Annotated in this window: 19 protein-coding genes; 16 read left to right on the top strand and 3 right to left on the bottom strand. The window is 66.0% G+C overall.

The window, feature by feature from the left end:
- The first annotated feature begins 103 nt into the window (after nt 1-103).
- The 6 genes from IB223_RS08790 to IB223_RS08765 all read left to right on the top strand — a co-directional run bounded on the left by IB223_RS08790 (nt 104) and on the right by IB223_RS08765 (nt 5,888).
- Nucleotides 104-1,267 carry an acyl-CoA dehydrogenase family protein gene (locus IB223_RS08790; RefSeq protein WP_192201323.1) on the top strand — a complete coding sequence of 388 codons (1,164 nt, stop codon included), beginning with the start codon at nt 104-106 and terminating at the stop codon, nt 1,265-1,267.
- A 93-nt stretch (nt 1,268-1,360) separates the two neighbouring features.
- A complete protein-coding gene (locus IB223_RS08785; RefSeq protein ID WP_192201322.1) occupies nt 1,361-1,912 on the top strand; it encodes a GNAT family N-acetyltransferase in 552 nt (183 codons plus the stop codon).
- A gap of 38 nt (nt 1,913-1,950) precedes the next feature.
- The gene (locus tag IB223_RS08780) at nt 1,951-2,397 is read left to right on the top strand and encodes a hypothetical protein (protein WP_192201321.1); all 447 of its coding nucleotides are present in this window, start codon (nt 1,951-1,953) and stop codon (nt 2,395-2,397) included.
- On the top strand, nt 2,387-3,043 hold the full coding sequence (locus IB223_RS08775; RefSeq protein ID WP_192201320.1) for a glutathione S-transferase family protein: 657 nt from the start codon (nt 2,387-2,389) through the stop codon (nt 3,041-3,043). Before IB223_RS08780 ends, IB223_RS08775 begins: the two co-directional genes overlap by 11 nt.
- Before the next feature lie 8 nt (nt 3,044-3,051).
- On the top strand, nt 3,052-5,313 hold the full coding sequence (locus tag IB223_RS08770; protein WP_192201319.1) for a thiamine pyrophosphate-dependent enzyme: 2,262 nt from the start codon (nt 3,052-3,054) through the stop codon (nt 5,311-5,313).
- 29 nt (nt 5,314-5,342) lie between these two features.
- Nucleotides 5,343-5,888, top strand: coding sequence for an NADPH-dependent FMN reductase (locus tag IB223_RS08765; protein ID WP_192201318.1), 546 nt, complete (start codon nt 5,343-5,345; stop codon nt 5,886-5,888).
- 17 nt (nt 5,889-5,905) lie between these two features.
- On the opposite strand, the gene ubiM is transcribed toward IB223_RS08765, so the two are convergent.
- Both ubiM and IB223_RS08755 read right to left on the bottom strand, forming a co-directional pair.
- The gene (gene ubiM, locus IB223_RS08760) at nt 5,906-7,135 is read right to left on the bottom strand and encodes a 5-demethoxyubiquinol-8 5-hydroxylase UbiM (RefSeq protein ID WP_192201317.1); all 1,230 of its coding nucleotides are present in this window, start codon (nt 7,133-7,135) and stop codon (nt 5,906-5,908) included.
- Nucleotides 7,136-7,223: 88 nt separating this feature from the next.
- Nucleotides 7,224-8,006, bottom strand: coding sequence for a folate-binding protein (locus tag IB223_RS08755; protein WP_343227180.1), 783 nt, complete (start codon nt 8,004-8,006; stop codon nt 7,224-7,226).
- A gap of 123 nt (nt 8,007-8,129) precedes the next feature.
- Between IB223_RS08755 and IB223_RS08750 the strand changes: the two genes are divergently transcribed.
- The 10 genes from IB223_RS08750 to lolD are packed head-to-tail and all read left to right on the top strand — an operon-like array spanning nt 8,130 to nt 14,801.
- Nucleotides 8,130-8,315, top strand: a complete 186-nt coding sequence (locus IB223_RS08750; protein ID WP_192201316.1) for a DUF1674 domain-containing protein — start codon at nt 8,130-8,132, stop codon at nt 8,313-8,315.
- A 59-nt stretch (nt 8,316-8,374) separates the two neighbouring features.
- Nucleotides 8,375-8,767 carry a succinate dehydrogenase, cytochrome b556 subunit gene (sdhC, locus tag IB223_RS08745; protein ID WP_192201315.1) on the top strand — a complete coding sequence of 131 codons (393 nt, stop codon included), beginning with the start codon at nt 8,375-8,377 and terminating at the stop codon, nt 8,765-8,767.
- Entirely contained in the window at nt 8,764-9,147 is a 384-nt protein-coding gene (sdhD, locus tag IB223_RS08740; protein WP_192201314.1) for a succinate dehydrogenase, hydrophobic membrane anchor protein, read from the top strand. The genes sdhC and sdhD overlap by 4 nt, the downstream gene beginning before the upstream one ends.
- 5 nt (nt 9,148-9,152) lie before the next feature.
- Entirely contained in the window at nt 9,153-10,943 is a 1,791-nt protein-coding gene (gene sdhA / locus IB223_RS08735; protein WP_192201313.1) for a succinate dehydrogenase flavoprotein subunit, read from the top strand.
- 18 nt (nt 10,944-10,961) lie between these two features.
- The gene (locus IB223_RS08730; protein ID WP_192201312.1) at nt 10,962-11,744 is read left to right on the top strand and encodes a succinate dehydrogenase iron-sulfur subunit; all 783 of its coding nucleotides are present in this window, start codon (nt 10,962-10,964) and stop codon (nt 11,742-11,744) included.
- Nucleotides 11,745-11,748: 4 nt separating this feature from the next.
- Nucleotides 11,749-12,180, top strand: coding sequence for an MAPEG family protein (locus tag IB223_RS08725; protein WP_225590980.1), 432 nt, complete (start codon nt 11,749-11,751; stop codon nt 12,178-12,180).
- A complete protein-coding gene (locus IB223_RS08720) occupies nt 12,177-12,425 on the top strand; it encodes a succinate dehydrogenase assembly factor 2 (RefSeq protein WP_192201310.1) in 249 nt (82 codons plus the stop codon). The genes IB223_RS08725 and IB223_RS08720 overlap by 4 nt, the downstream gene beginning before the upstream one ends.
- Nucleotides 12,376-12,831: a hypothetical protein gene (locus IB223_RS08715; RefSeq protein WP_225591112.1), complete on the top strand. Its 456-nt coding sequence runs from the start codon at nt 12,376-12,378 to the stop codon at nt 12,829-12,831. The genes IB223_RS08720 and IB223_RS08715 overlap by 50 nt, the downstream gene beginning before the upstream one ends.
- A gap of 4 nt (nt 12,832-12,835) precedes the next feature.
- The gene (locus tag IB223_RS08710; protein ID WP_192201308.1) at nt 12,836-14,083 is read left to right on the top strand and encodes a lipoprotein-releasing ABC transporter permease subunit; all 1,248 of its coding nucleotides are present in this window, start codon (nt 12,836-12,838) and stop codon (nt 14,081-14,083) included.
- Complete coding sequence (gene lolD, locus IB223_RS08705) at nt 14,076-14,801, top strand: lipoprotein-releasing ABC transporter ATP-binding protein LolD (RefSeq protein ID WP_192201307.1); 726 nt, start codon at nt 14,076-14,078, stop codon at nt 14,799-14,801. The genes IB223_RS08710 and lolD overlap by 8 nt, the downstream gene beginning before the upstream one ends.
- A gap of 466 nt (nt 14,802-15,267) precedes the next feature.
- On the opposite strand, the gene IB223_RS08700 is transcribed toward lolD, so the two are convergent.
- A partial coding sequence (locus IB223_RS08700; RefSeq protein ID WP_192199669.1) for an IS3 family transposase occupies nt 15,268-15,372 on the bottom strand: 105 nt, incomplete at its 5' end.

Raw genomic sequence — 15,372 nt, 5'->3', positions numbered from 1 at the left:
GGCCGGCGTTTCGCCGGCCTTTGCTGTGCGGACTGGCGCTTACCGGCTTCAAGGGCCAACGCATACAATGCGGTGAATACCACCTGACGCCGGTTGAAGCACGATGGCTCTGAACCCGTACGACCTGTTCGATGTCCGTTCCCTCCTGAGTGAAGAAGAGCGTGCCGTGCAGGACGCGGTGGCCCGCTTCACCGACGAACGCGTGCGGCCGATCATCGGCGACGCCTTCGACCAGGGCCGGTTCCCGAAGGAACTGGTTCCCGAGATCGCCGAGCTCGGGCTGCTTGGTTCTTCGCTGCCGGAGAAATACGGTTGCGCCGGGCTCAACGCGGTCAGCTATGGCCTGATCTGCCAGGAACTTGAACGCGGCGACAGCGGCATCCGCAGTTTCGTCAGCGTGCAGTCCTCACTGTGCATGTACCCCATCTACGCCTACGGCAGCGAAGAGCAGCGCCAGCGCTGGCTGCCGGACATGGCGGCGGGCAAGGTCATCGGTTGCTTCGGTCTGACCGAACCCCACGGCGGTTCCGACCCGGCCAACATGAAGACCACCGCGCGCCGTGATGGCGATGACTGGGTCATCAATGGTTCCAAGATGTGGATCACCAACGGCAACCTGGCGGACATCGCGATCGTCTGGGCGCAGACCGATGACGGCATCCAGGGCTTCCTGATCGAGAAGGGCACGCCCGGCTTCACCGCGCAGGAGATCAAGCACAAGATGAGCCTGCGCGCCTCGGTGACCAGCGCGCTGTTCTTCGACAACGTGCGCCTGCCCGACAGCAGCCGCCTTCCCAACGTGAAAGGCCTGAAAGGGCCGCTGGGCTGCCTGACCCAAGCCCGCTACGGCATCACCTGGGGCCCGATTGGTGCGGCGATCGCCTGCCTCGACGAAGTGTTGGGGTACACCAAGGAACGCATCCTGTTCGACCGTCCCGTCGCAGCGACGCAGAGCGCGCAGATCAAGATGGCCGAAATGGCACGCCGCATCACACTCGCGCAGTTGCTGTCGCTGCAACTCGGCCGCCTGAAGGACGCCGGCACCATGCAGCCCTCGCAGGTGTCGCTGGCGAAGTGGAACAACTGCCGCATGGCCATCGACATCGCGCGCGAATGCCGCGACCTGCTGGGCGGCGCCGGTATTACCACCGAACACGCGGCCATCCGTCACGCGCTGAACCTGGAATCGGTGATCACCTACGAAGGCACGGAGACCGTGCACCAGTTGGTGATCGGTCGCGAGCTGACGGGCATCAACGCGTTCTGAGGCTGCCCGCTTCCATTGCAGGAGCGCGGCTGCAGGGAAGTCGAGTGTCGCTGCTCGGTGTGTCCGGTTTTCTGGTGGGATGGTGTGGCGTCGATGGACCTTTCCAATCTCCAGCTTGAAACTCCCCGCCTGTGGTTGCGGCTGCCGCGGCGGGACGACTACGAAGCCTGGGCGGCGTTCGGTGCCGATGAGGAAGCCACGCGCTTCATAGGCGGAACGCAGGCGCGCTCGCCCGCGTGGCGCAGCCTCGCCGCGACATTGGGGAGCTGGCACCTGCAGGGATTCGGCATGTTCTCGGTGATCGAAAAGGCCACGGGTCGCTGGATCGGCCGGGTGGGGCCGTGGCAACCGGAAGGTTGGCCTGGCACCGAGGTCGGCTGGAGCATCGCGCGGGAAGCCTGGGGTCGCGGTTATGCGCCGGAAGCGGCCGTGGCCAGCATCGATTGGGCGTTCGATCATCTGGGCTGGGACGAGGTGATCCATACCATCGATCCGGAGAACGCCAACTCCAGGACGGTGGCCGCCAAGCTCGGTTCGACCTACCTGCGGATGGATCGCCTGCCCGAGCCGCATCACGAGAAGCCGGTCGAGGTCTGGGGCCAGACGCGAGCGCAGTGGAAAACCCGCATGGCCACGCAATCGTGATGCCAGCTTCCGCCCTGCACGCAGGCTTGCACCATGCCTTGCCGGAGCTGGCGCGGACGTTTCGCGATCCCTGGTGGATCATCGGCAGCGCCGCGATGGTGCTTGCCGGCATTGCCGACATCGCGCCGCAGGATATCGATGTGCTCTGCAGCCGTGCGGATGCGCTGCGGCTGCGCGAAGCATGGCGCGGCCATGCTGATGCGGATTATCGTCCCGCAGATGGAACGCGGTTTCGTTCCACCTTCTCGCGTTTCGTGCATCTGCCGATGCCAGTCGAAGTAATGGGCGGGCTGGAAGTCATGACCGCCGCCGGCTGGCAGGCCCTGGTGGTGCACGAAGACGTGTGCCTGGACATCGCGGGCGATGCCTTGCGCATCCCGACGCTGCGGGAACAGCGCCGCATCCTGCTCGCGTTCGGTCGCGACAAGGATCTCGCCAAGGCCGCCCGCATTTCCCTGTTGCCGGAGCCTCCGCATGTCGCCTGATCCCGTCACCGTCCACGGCATGTCCACCTCCGGCAACTGCCACAAGGTGCGTCTGTTGCTGGAACAGCTGGGCCGGTCCTACGCGTGGATCGAAGTCGACAGCGCCAACGGAGGCACGCGCACGCCGGAGTACCTGGCCAGGAATCCGAACGGCAAGGTGCCGATGCTGGAGCGCGCCGATGGCAGCATCCTCGTCGAGTCGAATGCCATCCTGTGCTGGTTGGCGGAAGGTACCTCCTTCCTGCCCGACGATGCCTGGCAGCGGGCGCAGGCGCTGAGCTGGCTGTTCTTCGAGCAGTACAGCCATGAGCCCTACATTGCCGTCGCGCGTTTCATCCGTGGCTGGACGCCGCTGGATTCACCGCGTCGCGCGGACCTTCCACGCCTGGTCGAACGGGGCGCTCAGGCGTTGGCGGTGATGGAAAGACACCTGGAGACCGCGATCTGGTTCACTGGTCCGGCTTACGGCGTGGCCGACATCGCACTGTTCGCCTACACCCATTGCGCGAACGACGGCGGCTTCGACCTGGCCGCGTATCCCCGCATCACCTACTGGCTGGCGCGTGTGTACGCCACGCCGGGTTTTGTTCCCATGCCGGGCGTGAGCGACGATGTCGCCGCGCGCCTGGCGTCTTCCCGATCCTGAGCGAGCACATGACCGCAAACCCCATTCCTGCCCGCATGAAGGGCCTCAACCGTGCCGAGATCTGCGACCAGAACTTCATCGAGTTCGTGAAGGAATGGAAGGGGCACGTCGGCGACAGGCCTGCTGCCGGTGATGCCGTCCTGCCGGGCAGTGCGCTGGATGCGAAAGGCTTCATCGAGCTGCTGGAATCCCAGTTGATCTCGCGTCACCTCGACCTGATGGCGCGCGTACTGCGCGTGCAGAACAAGGTCTTCTACACCATCGGAAGTTCGGGCCACGAAGGCAACGCCATGGTCGCGCGGCTGGCGCGCCATACCGATCCTGCCTTCCTGCACTACCGCAGCGGCGGCTTCATGGCCGAGCGCTTCCGCAAGCTGCCGGGCATGGATCCGGTGATGGACTCCGCGCTCTCGTTCGCCGCCAGCGCCGAAGATCCCGCGTCAGGAGGCCGCCACAAGGTCTGGGGCAGCAAGCCGTTGTGGGTGTTGCCGCAGACCTCGACCATTGCCTCACACCTTCCCAAGGCGCTGGGCACGGCGGTGGCGATCGAGCAGGCGCGCCGCATCGGCCATGCACTGCCGATTCCCGACGACAGCATCGCGATCTGCTCCTTCGGCGACGCGTCGAGCAACCATGCCACCGCGCAGACCGCGTTCAACGCGGCGGCATGGACTGCCTACCAGAAGCTGCCCGCGCCGGTGCTGTTCGTCTGCGAGGACAACGGCATCGGCATTTCGGTGAAGACGCCGGATGGCTGGATCGGCCGCAATTTCCGTGATCGCAAGGACCTGGACTACTTCCACGCCGACGGCCTCGACCTGGCGACGGGCTACGGGCAAGTGCAGGCGGCGGTGGATCACTGCCGGCGCACGCGCCGGCCGACATTCCTGCATCTGCGCACGACCCGCATCATGGGTCATGCGGGTACCGACTTCGAGATCGAATGGCGCCCGCTGGAGGAACTGTGCGCCGTGGAGGCGACCGATCCGCTGCTGCGTTCTGCGGCCATCGCCCTGGAATCCGGCCTGCTCTCGAAGGAGGCATTGCTGGGGCTGTACGAAACCACGCGCAAACGCTGCTTCGCGGCCGCCGAGGATGCCGATGGCCGTCCCCGCATCACCACGCTGGAGCACGTGATGGCGCCGCTGGCGCCGTGTACGCCCGACGCGGTGGCGAAGGAAGCCGCGCGTGCCGCCCCTCACGACGTGCGCGTCGCTGCCTTCGGCAGCGAGGACAAGCTGCCGGAGAAGCTGCCGCCACGGCATCTGGCCATCCAGATCAACAACGCCCTGCACGACCTGTTCTGCAAATACCCCGAGGCACTGCTGTTCGGCGAGGACGTGGCGCAGAAGGGCGGCGTCTATACCGTCACGAAGGGGCTGCAGAAGGCGTTCAAGGGCAGTCGCGTGTTCAACACGCTGCTGGACGAGACGATGATCCTCGGCCTGGCGCAAGGCTACGCCAACATGGGCATGCTGCCTCTGCCGGAAATCCAGTACCTGGCGTATTTCCACAACGCCTGCGACCAGATCCGGGGCGAGGCGGCCAGCCTGCAGTTCTTCAGCAACGACCAGTACCGCAATCCGATGGTGGTGCGGATCGCGGGTCTGGGTTACCAGCGCGGTTTCGGCGGCCACTTCCACAACGACAATTCGATCACCGCGCTGCGCGACATCCCGGGCCTGGTCGTCGGTTGTCCGTCGCGCGGCGACGATGCGGCCACCATGCTGCGCACGCTGACCGCTCTGGCGCAGGTGAACGGACGCGTGAGCGTGTTCCTGGAGCCGATCGCGCTGTACATGACGAAGGACCTGCACGAGGCGGGTGACGGGCAATGGCTGTTCCCGTATCCGGCGCAGGACGAGGCGATGCCGCTGGGCGAAGGCCGCGTGTATGGCGAGGATGCGGACGATCTGGTCATCTTCACCTACGGCAATGGGGTGCCGATGAGTCTGCGCGCGGCACGCAGCATCGAGAACAAGCACGGCTGGAAGGTGCGCGTGGTCGATCTGCGCTGGCTGGTGCCGCTCAACGACGCCTTCATCGCGGCGCAGGCGAAGACCGCCCGGCGCATCCTGGTCGTCGACGAGGGTCGCCACGCGGCGGGAGTGGGCGAGGGCGTCATCACCGCCATCGCGGAGGCGGGCCATGGTGCGCGGCCGTTCCAGCGCGTGGTCGGCGCGGATACGTACACGCCGCTGGCAGGCGCCGCATTCCTGGTACTCCCGGGCGACGAGGACATCGTCGCGGCGGCGGACCGGCTGGCATGATGTCGCCAGCCCCGCCTGGAGATCGCAACATGACCACGCCGCGCATCGGCATCATCGTCGGCAGCCTGCGCGCAGGCTCCTTCAACCGGCAGCTCGGCCATGCCGTGCGAGCGCTGGCGGGAGAGCGTTTCGCCTTCGAGGACATCGACATCGGTGACCTGCCACTCTACGATCAGGATGACGACGCGGATTTCCCCGCTGCCGGCCTGCGCTTCAAGCAGCAGGTGGAAATCTGCGACGCGTTGCTGTTCATCACGCCGGAGTACAACCGGTCGATTCCCGGCGTGCTGAAGAATGCCATCGACATCGGCTCACGGCCGGGCGGGAGCAATTCATTTGCCGGCAAGCGTGCCGCGATGGTCGGCACCTCGCCGGGCGCGCACGGGACCGTGTCGGCCCAGCAGCACCTGCGCAATGTCCTGGCGGCGGTGGATGTCGCGGTGTTGCCGCAGCCCGAGATCGCCATCCAGTACCGCGAAGGCCAGGTCGACGCGGACGGGGCGATCACCGATGAGCGCCTGCGCAAGCGATTGCAGCTGTTCCTCGATCGCTTCGGAGGCTGGTTGGCGGCGTAGCGTTTGCCCGGTGCGTGCTAGGGGCGCAGCAATGCCAGCCCGTCGCGCAGGCGCTGCAGCGGCGGGCGGACAGCCGGATGCTCGTCCGCCAGCGTCCGGGCAAGCGCGCGCCGGAAGGGGGTAAGCCGGCGACCTGCGCGCAGCACGGCCTCGCGCACGATGCGCGCTGGCGCACGATCGTTGGTGTAGAGCTCCACGATGGCACGGGTGGCCAGGTAGAGCGGCCGCGTGCCGCGACGATGCCGGCGTTCATAGCGCGCCAGGGCCTCCGCGCATCCCAGGTCGCCGCCATGCTGCCGTGCGTCGCGCGCCATTGCGCCCAAGCGCTCCACGCTGGCAAGCCCCAGGTTGAAGCCATGCGCCGTCACCGGATGCATGCCCACCGCCGCGTCGCCCACCAGGGCAAAGCGGCGACCGACGAAGCGGCGCGCATACACGCCGACCAGCGGGTAGACATGGCGACTGCTCTCCAGCCGCATGTGCCCCAGGCGATGCCCGTAGCGCTGTTCCATCTCGTGGGCGAAGGCATCCACGTCCAGCGATGCAAGGCGCTTGGCCGCACTGTCGGGCAGGGTGACGACGACGGAGGACAGATGTTCCTGCAACGGCAGCAGCGCCAGCGTCTGGCCGTGGCCGAACCACTCCCACGCCACGCCCTGGTGCGGCTGCTCATGGTGCATCCGGCATACCAGCATGCTCTTGCCGAAGTCGTACTGGTCCGCGCCGATCCCCATGGCGCGGCGTGTCTCGGAGAAACGGCTGTCCGCGGCGACCAGCAAGGGCGCCTCCAGTCGCAGACCGTCGCCCAGCGTCACGCAGGCCTGGTCGTCGGTGGTGCGGACCGCATGTATCCGTGCGTTGTCGAACACGTCCAGGTGGGACAGGTCGCAGACGGCGTTCCAAGCGGCTGCGCGAATCTGGTGGTTGGGAACCAGCATGCCCAGCTCCGACTTGCCGGCCAGGCCGGCATCGACGCGCATGTCGTGCAAGCAATCGCCTTCCATCACGCGCGCAGCGCGCAGCGGTGAACAGGCGTCCTCGGGCAGGTGCTGCCAGATGCCGAGGTCGCGCAGCTGCCGCATCGACGCATGCGTCAGGGCGATCTCGCGCCCGTCGAAGGCGGGCTCGGCGATGGCCGCGCGCGGCTGGCGTTCCACCAGCGCCACTTTCAGGTCGAGGTCGCACAGGGCCTTGGCCAGGCAGAGACCCGCCGGTCCGGCCCCGATGATGATGACGTCATGCTGCATGCGCAGGCTTCCTGCTCGGGTTCACGAGCAGTCTAGGGCGGCGTGCGCGGGCGTCATTGACGTGGATCAATCGCCCTGCAGATGATGCTCAGCGACGCAGGCCGTCCAGCAAGGGGCATGGTTCCAGTACGCCGTCGCCGGCTGCAAGCCCACCACCTGCATGCTCCAGCGGCAGCACCGCGAGCAGTACTGTGCGCTCGCCGTCCTGCGCCGTGCAGACGACTTCGCCGATATCGCGGTCGCTCTCGCGCACCGGCATGCCCGCGATTACCGGACCGCCGGTGCGGAAGCAGCGCAGGGTGCGCTTGGCTTTACCGAGGAAATGCGTGCGCGCGACGATCTCCTGGCCCGGATAGCACCCCTTCTTGACGCTGTAGGCCGAAAGTCGATCGAGAGCCAGTTGCTGGGGCGTCCATTGTTCGCGCTGCGATTCGGGCAGGCGTGGCAGGCCGTGGCACAGGTCGGCGACGCGCCACGCGGCGGGCAGGGAGGGATCGTCCGCCGTCACCAGTCGCCCCGCATACAAGGTGCGCGCGCCTCCGTCGCCACTGAAATCCAGTTCCAGCACATCTGGTCGCTCGCCTACGGCGGCACCCTGTGCGCTGGCAGGCGTCGCGAACGTGCCCGCGATGCCGGTGTCCGCTGGCACCTCGATCTTCAACTTTCGTCTAAACACGAAACGTCGCAGGGCATCGGCAAACACGTCGGCGGGGTGATCGGGCAGCACCAGCCACAGGCGATCCCCGGACAGCCTGGCCAGCGCGAAGACCGCGATCACCCGCCCTTTTGGCGTCAGCCACGCATTCCACTGCCAGTGTCCCGGGGCAAGACCTGCCACGTCGTTGGCGAACTGCGCATGGGCGAAAGCCACGGCATCCGGTCCTTCCAGCGTTATCAGCGCATGGTCGGGAAGGGTGAAAACCGGTGCACTGGTAGGGGAAAGGTTGTAAGCCAAGGGGGTGAGGATTAAAATTTTGTGCGTTGCGAGACCAACATGATAGGTCAAACTCCTCCGACTCCCGACCCCGATCCCGGAACACAGCCGCCCGAAACCTCACCGCCGACCGCAGGCGCAGGGGCAGGGGAACCGGCTGCGCAGAAGGAGATCGGTGGACGCGACGGGCCCGAGCCCACGCGTTACGGGGATTGGGAAAAGAACGGGCGCTGCATCGATTTCTGAGCAGCGTACGTAAAGCCAACGCGGTCCTGACCGCCCAGCCGAGACAACGAGCGCAACGAATGGCGACTCCACAACGTCCGCTTTCCCCCCATCTGCAGGTCTACCGCTGGCAGATCCAGATGGCGACCTCCATCCTGCATCGCGCCACGGGCATCGTCCTCGCCGCCGGCGCCTTGCTGATCACTGCGGGGTTGCTGACGCTGGTGATCGGCCCTGAAGCCTGGAACTGCTTCACGACGCTGGCGGGCGCCTGGTACGGGCAGGTCTTCCTGTTCGGCTGGACCTGGGCCTTCGCCTACCACCTGTGCAACGGGATCCGGCACATCGTGCAGGACTTCGCCATCGGCTACCGCGTTGCCACGTTCGTGCGCAGCAGCTGGTTGTCGGTGATCGCCAGCTTGGTGATCACCGCCCTGGTGTGGGCCTATGTACTGCTGGGAGGTGGCGCATGAGCGACTTCCGTACGCCCATCAAGAATGCGCGCGGCCTGGGTTCGGCGAAGACCGGCACCGAACATTTCGTGCACCAGCGCCTCACCGCCACCGCGCTGGTCGCGCTGACGATCTGGTTCCTGGTGTTCGTGCTCAGCCTGATCGGTGCCGACTACGTCACCGCCACCGCTGCGGTCGCCAAGCCCTGGAACGCCGTGCTGCTGGTCGGCTTTCTGGTGGCCATGTTCTGGCACGCCCAGCTCGGCCTCCAGGTCGTGCTGGAAGATTACGTGCACAACTCGCTGCTCGCCCTCGCGGTGCAGACCACCGTCAAATTCATCGCCGTGCTGGGCGCCATCGTGAGCGTCTTCGCCGTGGCCCGCATCGCGCTGGGGAACTGAGCCACATGTCCGCTTACAAGATCACCGAACACAAGTACGACATGGTCGTGGTGGGCGCCGGCGGCGCCGGCCTGCGCGCGACCTTCGGCCTGGCCGCCAAGGGCCTGCAGACCGTCTGCCTGACCAAGGTCTTTCCGACCCGGTCGCACACCGTGGCGGCGCAGGGCGGCATCTCCGCTGCGCTCGGCAACATGGGCGAGGACGACTGGCGCTACCACTTCTACGACACCATCAAGGGCTCGGACTGGCTGGGCGACCAGGACGCGATCGAGTACATGTGCCGCGAAGCCATCCCGGCCATCATCGAACTGGAGCACTACGGCGTGCCGTTCTCGCGTACCGAGGAGGGCAAGATCTACCAGCGCCCGTTCGGCGGCATGACGACCAAATACGGTGAAGGCCCGCCGGCACAGCGCACCTGCGCCGCCGCCGACCGCACCGGCCACGCCATGCTGCACACGCTGTACCAGCAGTCGCTGGCACACGATGCGCGCTTCATGGTCGAGTACTTCGCGCTGGACCTGATCTTCGACGAAGAAGGCGCCTGTCGTGGCGTGCTGGCGCTGGACATGGCCACCGGCACGCTGCACCTGTTCCGTTCGCATGGCGTGGTACTGGCCACCGGCGGTTACGGCCGCGCGTACTTCTCGGCGACCTCCGCCCATACCTGCACCGGCGACGGTGGCGGCATGGTGATGCGCGCCGGCCTGCCGATGCAGGACATGGAATTCGTGCAGTTCCATCCCACCGGCATCTACGGTGCGGGTTGCCTGATCACCGAGGGCGTGCGCGGCGAAGGCGGCATCCTGCGCAACAGCAACGGCGAGCGCTTCATGGAGCGCTATGCCCCGCACTACAAGGACCTGGCCTCGCGCGACGTGGTCAGCCGTTCGATGACCATCGAGATCCGCGAAGGCCGCGGCGTCGGCGAGCACAAGGACCACATCCTGCTCGACCTGACCCACCTGGGTCCCGAGGTCATCAACGAGAAGCTGCCCGGCATCGCCGAGAGCGCACACATCTTCGCCGGCGTGGACGTGACCAGGCAGCCGATCCCGGTTATCCCGACTGTGCACTACAACATGGGCGGCATTCCGACCAACTACCACGGCGAAGTCGTGCGCAAGGTCGGCGACAACCCGGATGCTGTCGTTCCCGGCCTCTACGCGATCGGCGAAGCCGCCTGCGTGTCGGTGCACGGCGCCAACCGGCTGGGCTCCAATTCGCTGCTCGACCTGGTGGTGTTCGGCCGTGCGGTGGCCAACCGCTGTGCCGAGACGATCAAGAGCGGTTCGTCGCACAAGCCGCTGGCGGGCGACGCCTGCGACAAGGCGCTGGCGCACCTGGACAAGCTGCGCAATGCCAACGGCGACACGCCGACATCGGTGATCCGCGACAACATGCAGCGCACCATGCAGGCCGACGCGGCCGTTTTCCGCACCAGCAAGACGCTGAAGGAAGGCTGCGACAAGATGGCCGACATCTTCTCCAGCTTCCAGGACGTCAAGGTCAGCGACCGTTCGCTGGTCTGGAACTCGGACCTGATCGAGACCTACGAACTGCACAACCTGCTGCTCAATGCCGTGGCCACGATCAACTCGGCCGAACAGCGCCACGAGAGCCGCGGCGCGCACGCGCACGAGGATTTCCCGGACCGCGACGACGTCAACTGGCACAAGCACACGCTGGTCAACGTCGCCGATGACGGCACGTGCAGCTTTGATTCCCGCCCCGTGCACATGTACACGCTCAGCAAGGACGTGGATATGGTGCCGCCCAAGCCGCGCGTCTACTGAGCCCGGGAGACCTGACACATGGCCGAATTTTCCCTCCCGAAGAACTCGCGCGTCACCAAGGGCAAGCACTTCCCCGCGAAGGGCGCCAAGAACGTGCGCACTTTCAAGGTGTACCGCTGGAACCCGGACGACGGCGCCAACCCGCGCACCGATACCTACGAGATCGATCTCGACAAGTGCGGCCCGATGGTCCTGGACGCGCTGATCAAGATCAAGAACGAGATCGATCCCACGCTGACGTTCCGTCGTTCCTGCCGCGAAGGCATCTGCGGCTCGTGCGCGATGAACATCGACGGTACCAATACGTTGGCCTGCACCAAGGCCATCGGCGATTGCAGCAAGGCGGAAGTGCCGATCTATCCGCTGCCGCACATGGAGGTGGTGAAGGATCTCGTTCCCGACCTGACCCACTTCTATGCGCAGTACGCCTCGATCAAGCCGTGGATCCGCACGCAGACCCCAGCGCCGCCGGACCGCGAGCGCCTGCAGTCGCCGGAAGACCGCAAGAAGCTGGACGGCCTGTACGAGTGCATTCTGTGCGCCTGCTGCTCGACCAGCTGCCCGAGCTACTGGTGGAACGGCGAGCGTTACCTGGGCCCGGCGATCCTGCTGCAGGCCTACCGCTGGATCATCGACTCGCGCGACGAGGACACCGGTGCGCGCCTGGACGACCTGGAAGATCCGTTCAAGCTGTACCGTTGCCACACCATCATGAACTGCGCGCGCACCTGCCCGAAGGGCCTGAACCCGGCGCTGGCGATCGCCGAGATCAAGAAGTTGATGATGGCGCGTCGCGCCTGATCGCATGACCGGCGCACCTGCCACGGCGATCCTCTGGCCCGCGGTGGCCATGGCCAGCTTGACCTTCCTCGTGTGGGTCAGGCTGTACCACCTGCGGCTGGGTGAAATGGCACGCAAGCGCATCGATGCACAGGCGCTCGCCAGTGCTGCCGATTCGGCCCGCCTGCTGCTCGATACCCGTGCTTCCGACAACTTCCGCAACCTGTTCGAGCTGCCGGTCCTGTTCTACGCCGGTGTGCTGCTGGCCGCGCAACTGGGCGTATCGGATAGCGCATCGCTCGCGCTGGCATGGACCTTCGTCGGCCTGCGCGTGGTGCACAGCGTGGTCCACTGCACTTTCAATCATGTGATGACACGTTTCATCGCCTATGCGCTGGCGACGCTGGTGCTGATCGCGTTCTGGGTGCGGCTCGCCATCGCCTTGGCCGCCGCATGACGGACGAGCCCGAACTCAAGCGCATCCGCTGGCGCTGCCGGCGCGGCATGCGCGAACTGGACCAGTTGTTCGACCGCTACCTGGCGCGCTGCTGGGCGACCGAATCCGAGCCGCAGCGGGTGGTTTTCCTACGCCTGCTCGACTGCGAGGACGATAAGCTCTGGCGCTGGTTCATGGGCTATGAGCAGTGTCCCGATGTCGAACTCGCCGCGCTGGTCGAACGGATCCGTCAACTGCCGGCTTGAGTGGCGACCGTCGCGCCTGCTGCAGATGGTGCTGATCCTGCTGGGACTGTTGGGCGCGATATCGGTGCTGGCCAGCGAGATGCCTAGCCTGTTCGCGTGGCCTCTTGCCGTCGCTTCGCTCGGCTACGGCGCGTGGCGTGCGCGCCGGGAGGGGAGGTTGGAGCGTCTCGCGTTCTGGTTCCCCGGCAACGGCCGCCCACCCACCGTCGACGGCCGGCCGATGCTCGATGCGCACCTGCAGTGGCGGGGTCCGCTGGCGTTCCTGCGCTGGAGAGCGTGCGCCGGCGGGCGCTGGCGGCATGCAGCCTGGTGGCCGGACACGCTGCCCGCCCCGCAGCGGCGTGAACTCCGGCTTGCTGCGGGCGACGTGGACGCTGGGCGGCACCGGAGGGATCGGGCACCATAGGCCGATGTTCAAACCCATTCCAGTCGCCATCGGCCTGCGCTATCTCCGCGCCAAGCGCCGCAACGGTTTCATTTCCTTCATCTCGCTGGCCTCGGTCGTCGGCATTGCGCTGGGCGTGATGATCCTGATCACCACGCTGTCGGTGATGAGCGGCTTCCAGCGCGAGATCCGCGACCGCCTGCTGCAGGCCACCGCGCACGCCACCGTGATGGGTGCGGACGAGGCGATGCAGGACTGGCCGCACGCCACCCGAATCGCAATGGATGATCCGCGAGTGGCCGGGGCCGCGCCCTTCATCCACGTGCAGGCCATGTTGACCGGCAATGCCGATCCGCAGGGCGCCCTGGTCACCGGCATCCTTCCGGGCGAAGAGCCGAAGGTCTCGGTGATCGGCGACAAGATGAAGGCCGGAACGCTGGGATCGCTGCAGCCGGGCGAGTTCCACATCCTGCTGGGGCAGGAACTGGCCGCATGGCTGCGCGTGGGCGTAGGCGACAGCGTGGTCGTCACCGCGGGTGATTTCCAGGGGACGCCGATGGGGGCGATGCCCAAGATCAAGCGGTTCACTGTCACCGGCATCTTCTCCGTCGGCCACAACGACGTCGACCGCAACCTGGCGCTGGTCCACATGGGCGATCTGCAGCGTGTGTTGCGGATGGGCGAGGGTGTCACCGGCGTACGCATGAAGCTGCACGACATGTATCAGTCCTGGGAAGTGGCGCGCGACCTGGCGTTGCGTCTGCAGGGCCCGTACCGCATCAGCGACTGGACCAGCGAGAACGCCAATCTCTACCACTCGCTGAAGATGGAAAAGACAGTGATGGGCATCCTGCTGTCCTTCATCATCCTGATGGGCGCCTTCTCGCTGGTGAACTCCCAGGTCATGCTGGTGACCGACAAGCAGGCCGACATCGCCATCCTGCGCACCCTGGGCCTCACGCCGCGCGGAGTCATGCAGGTGTTCATGGTGCAGGGCGTCCTGATCGGCGTGATGGGCACGGTGCTGGGCGTGGTCGGCGGCATTCTGCTGACCATCAATCTGGAATACATCCTTGCCGCCATCGAAGCGGTGTTCAAGGTGACGTTGCTGCCTCCCGACGTGTACTACATCACTGGCCTGCCGTATGAGCTCGATGCGGGCGAAGTGGTACTGATCGCCGCCGTCGCCCTCACCATGAGCTTCCTGGCCACGCTGTATCCCGCGTGGCGCGCCGCCCGCACGCAACCGGCGGAGGCGCTTCGCTATGAGTGAACCGAACCGCATGAACGACGCCATCCGCACCGCCGTCATCCACGCCGAGGCCCTCGGCAAGACCTACGCGGAAGGCAAGCTGCGCACGCCCGTGTTCGATGGGCTGGAGCTCAACGTCCAGCCCGGCGAGACCGTGGCGATCGTCGGAGCCTCCGGTGCCGGCAAGAGCACGTTGCTGCATCTGCTCGGCGGACTGGATACGCCCACCTCGGGCGAGGTGTACGTGGCCGGCCAGAAGATGTCTTCATTGTCCGATGCCGCGCGTGGCCAGCTGCGCAACAGGGCATTGGGCTTTGTCTACCAGTTCCATCATCTCCTGCCTGAATTCACTGCGCTGGAGAACGTCATGATGCCGGTGATGCTGGGCGGTGCCGCCACGGACGACGCCGGCAGCAAGGCCAGGTCGCTGCTCGAAGCGGTGGGGCTCGGTCATCGTCTAGCGCACAAGCCGGGCGAGCTGTCAGGCGGCGAGCGCCAGCGTGCGGCGGTGGCGCGCGCGCTGGTGAATCAACCCGCCTGCGTGCTGGGCGACGAGCCGACTGGCAATCTTGATGAAAAGACGGCCGCGACAGTGTTCGACCTGATGCTTGAACTCAACCGTGCGCAGAAGACCAGTCTCGTGCTGGTGACCCATGACCGCCGGCTGGCACGCCGGCTGGACCGTGTGCTGGAACTGCACGAGGGCAAGTTGCGCGAACTGGCCCACGACGCGGTCTGACCTGTGCAGAAACCGTTGGGTCATTCCATCTGACTGCTGGTTGGAAGACAGTTGCTGAATTAAGCCGACCCGCGAAGCGGGTCCGGCTTGAATGAATTGTTAGGCCGCAGTGCCGCCCAACCTGCGACGAGACACTACTCCAGCCATGCAGAGCGCAAGCCCTGCCGCGAGAATGACATAGGGCGGGTAAAAGTCGTCCTGAGGCTCGGCGGGGACCGCGCGCCAGTATCGAGAGCTCTGGCTGTCGAGCGGCGCAACGAGGTCAGCCGGCAGCAGACCTTGGATGAAAGACATGCTGAGTAGGCCACGGGCTGCGAGGGCTATGCCAAGAACTAGAACTAAGTACGCGAGAAGTTTCTTCATGCAGCCTAGCGCCTGAGTTAAACCGGCCCGCCCGATGCGGTCCGGTTACGCCCAAGACCGCGAAGGGGGCGGCAGTTCCTGCGAAAAAGTGGACACCGGTTCTCTAGCAGCACTGCTCGAATTCCACCGGTGATCGATAGCCCAGCGCCGAGTGCAGGCGCTGGTGATTGTAGAACTGGATGTAGTTGTTGATCGCCGAGCGAAGCGC

This window comes from Pseudoxanthomonas sp. PXM03, assembly GCF_014852005.1.
GTDB lineage: Bacteria > Pseudomonadota > Gammaproteobacteria > Xanthomonadales > Xanthomonadaceae > Pseudoxanthomonas_A.
The sequence above is the reverse complement of the archived record's forward strand: the minus strand, read 5'-3'. Positions and strand labels throughout refer to the sequence as shown.

Coding starts and splice junctions, on each gene's coding strand:
- lolD (WP_192201307.1), top strand. CDS start 14,076: ATGAGTGAACCGAACCGCATGAACGACGCCATCCGCACCGCCGTCATC.
- IB223_RS08785 (WP_192201322.1), top strand. CDS start 1,361: ATGGACCTTTCCAATCTCCAGCTTGAAACTCCCCGCCTGTGGTTGCGG.
- IB223_RS08765 (WP_192201318.1), top strand. CDS start 5,343: ATGACCACGCCGCGCATCGGCATCATCGTCGGCAGCCTGCGCGCAGGC.
- IB223_RS08725 (WP_225590980.1), top strand. CDS start 11,749: ATGACCGGCGCACCTGCCACGGCGATCCTCTGGCCCGCGGTGGCCATG.
- IB223_RS08710 (WP_192201308.1), top strand. CDS start 12,836: ATGTTCAAACCCATTCCAGTCGCCATCGGCCTGCGCTATCTCCGCGCC.
- IB223_RS08770 (WP_192201319.1), top strand. CDS start 3,052: ATGACCGCAAACCCCATTCCTGCCCGCATGAAGGGCCTCAACCGTGCC.
- sdhC (WP_192201315.1), top strand. CDS start 8,375: ATGGCGACTCCACAACGTCCGCTTTCCCCCCATCTGCAGGTCTACCGC.
- sdhA (WP_192201313.1), top strand. CDS start 9,153: ATGTCCGCTTACAAGATCACCGAACACAAGTACGACATGGTCGTGGTG.
- IB223_RS08790 (WP_192201323.1), top strand. CDS start 104: ATGGCTCTGAACCCGTACGACCTGTTCGATGTCCGTTCCCTCCTGAGT.
- IB223_RS08720 (WP_192201310.1), top strand. CDS start 12,177: ATGACGGACGAGCCCGAACTCAAGCGCATCCGCTGGCGCTGCCGGCGC.
- IB223_RS08750 (WP_192201316.1), top strand. CDS start 8,130: ATGATAGGTCAAACTCCTCCGACTCCCGACCCCGATCCCGGAACACAG.
- IB223_RS08775 (WP_192201320.1), top strand. CDS start 2,387: ATGTCGCCTGATCCCGTCACCGTCCACGGCATGTCCACCTCCGGCAAC.
- IB223_RS08730 (WP_192201312.1), top strand. CDS start 10,962: ATGGCCGAATTTTCCCTCCCGAAGAACTCGCGCGTCACCAAGGGCAAG.
- ubiM (WP_192201317.1), bottom strand. CDS start 7,135: ATGCAGCATGACGTCATCATCATCGGGGCCGGACCGGCGGGTCTCTGC.
- sdhD (WP_192201314.1), top strand. CDS start 8,764: ATGAGCGACTTCCGTACGCCCATCAAGAATGCGCGCGGCCTGGGTTCG.
- IB223_RS08715 (WP_225591112.1), top strand. CDS start 12,376: ATGTCGAACTCGCCGCGCTGGTCGAACGGATCCGTCAACTGCCGGCTT.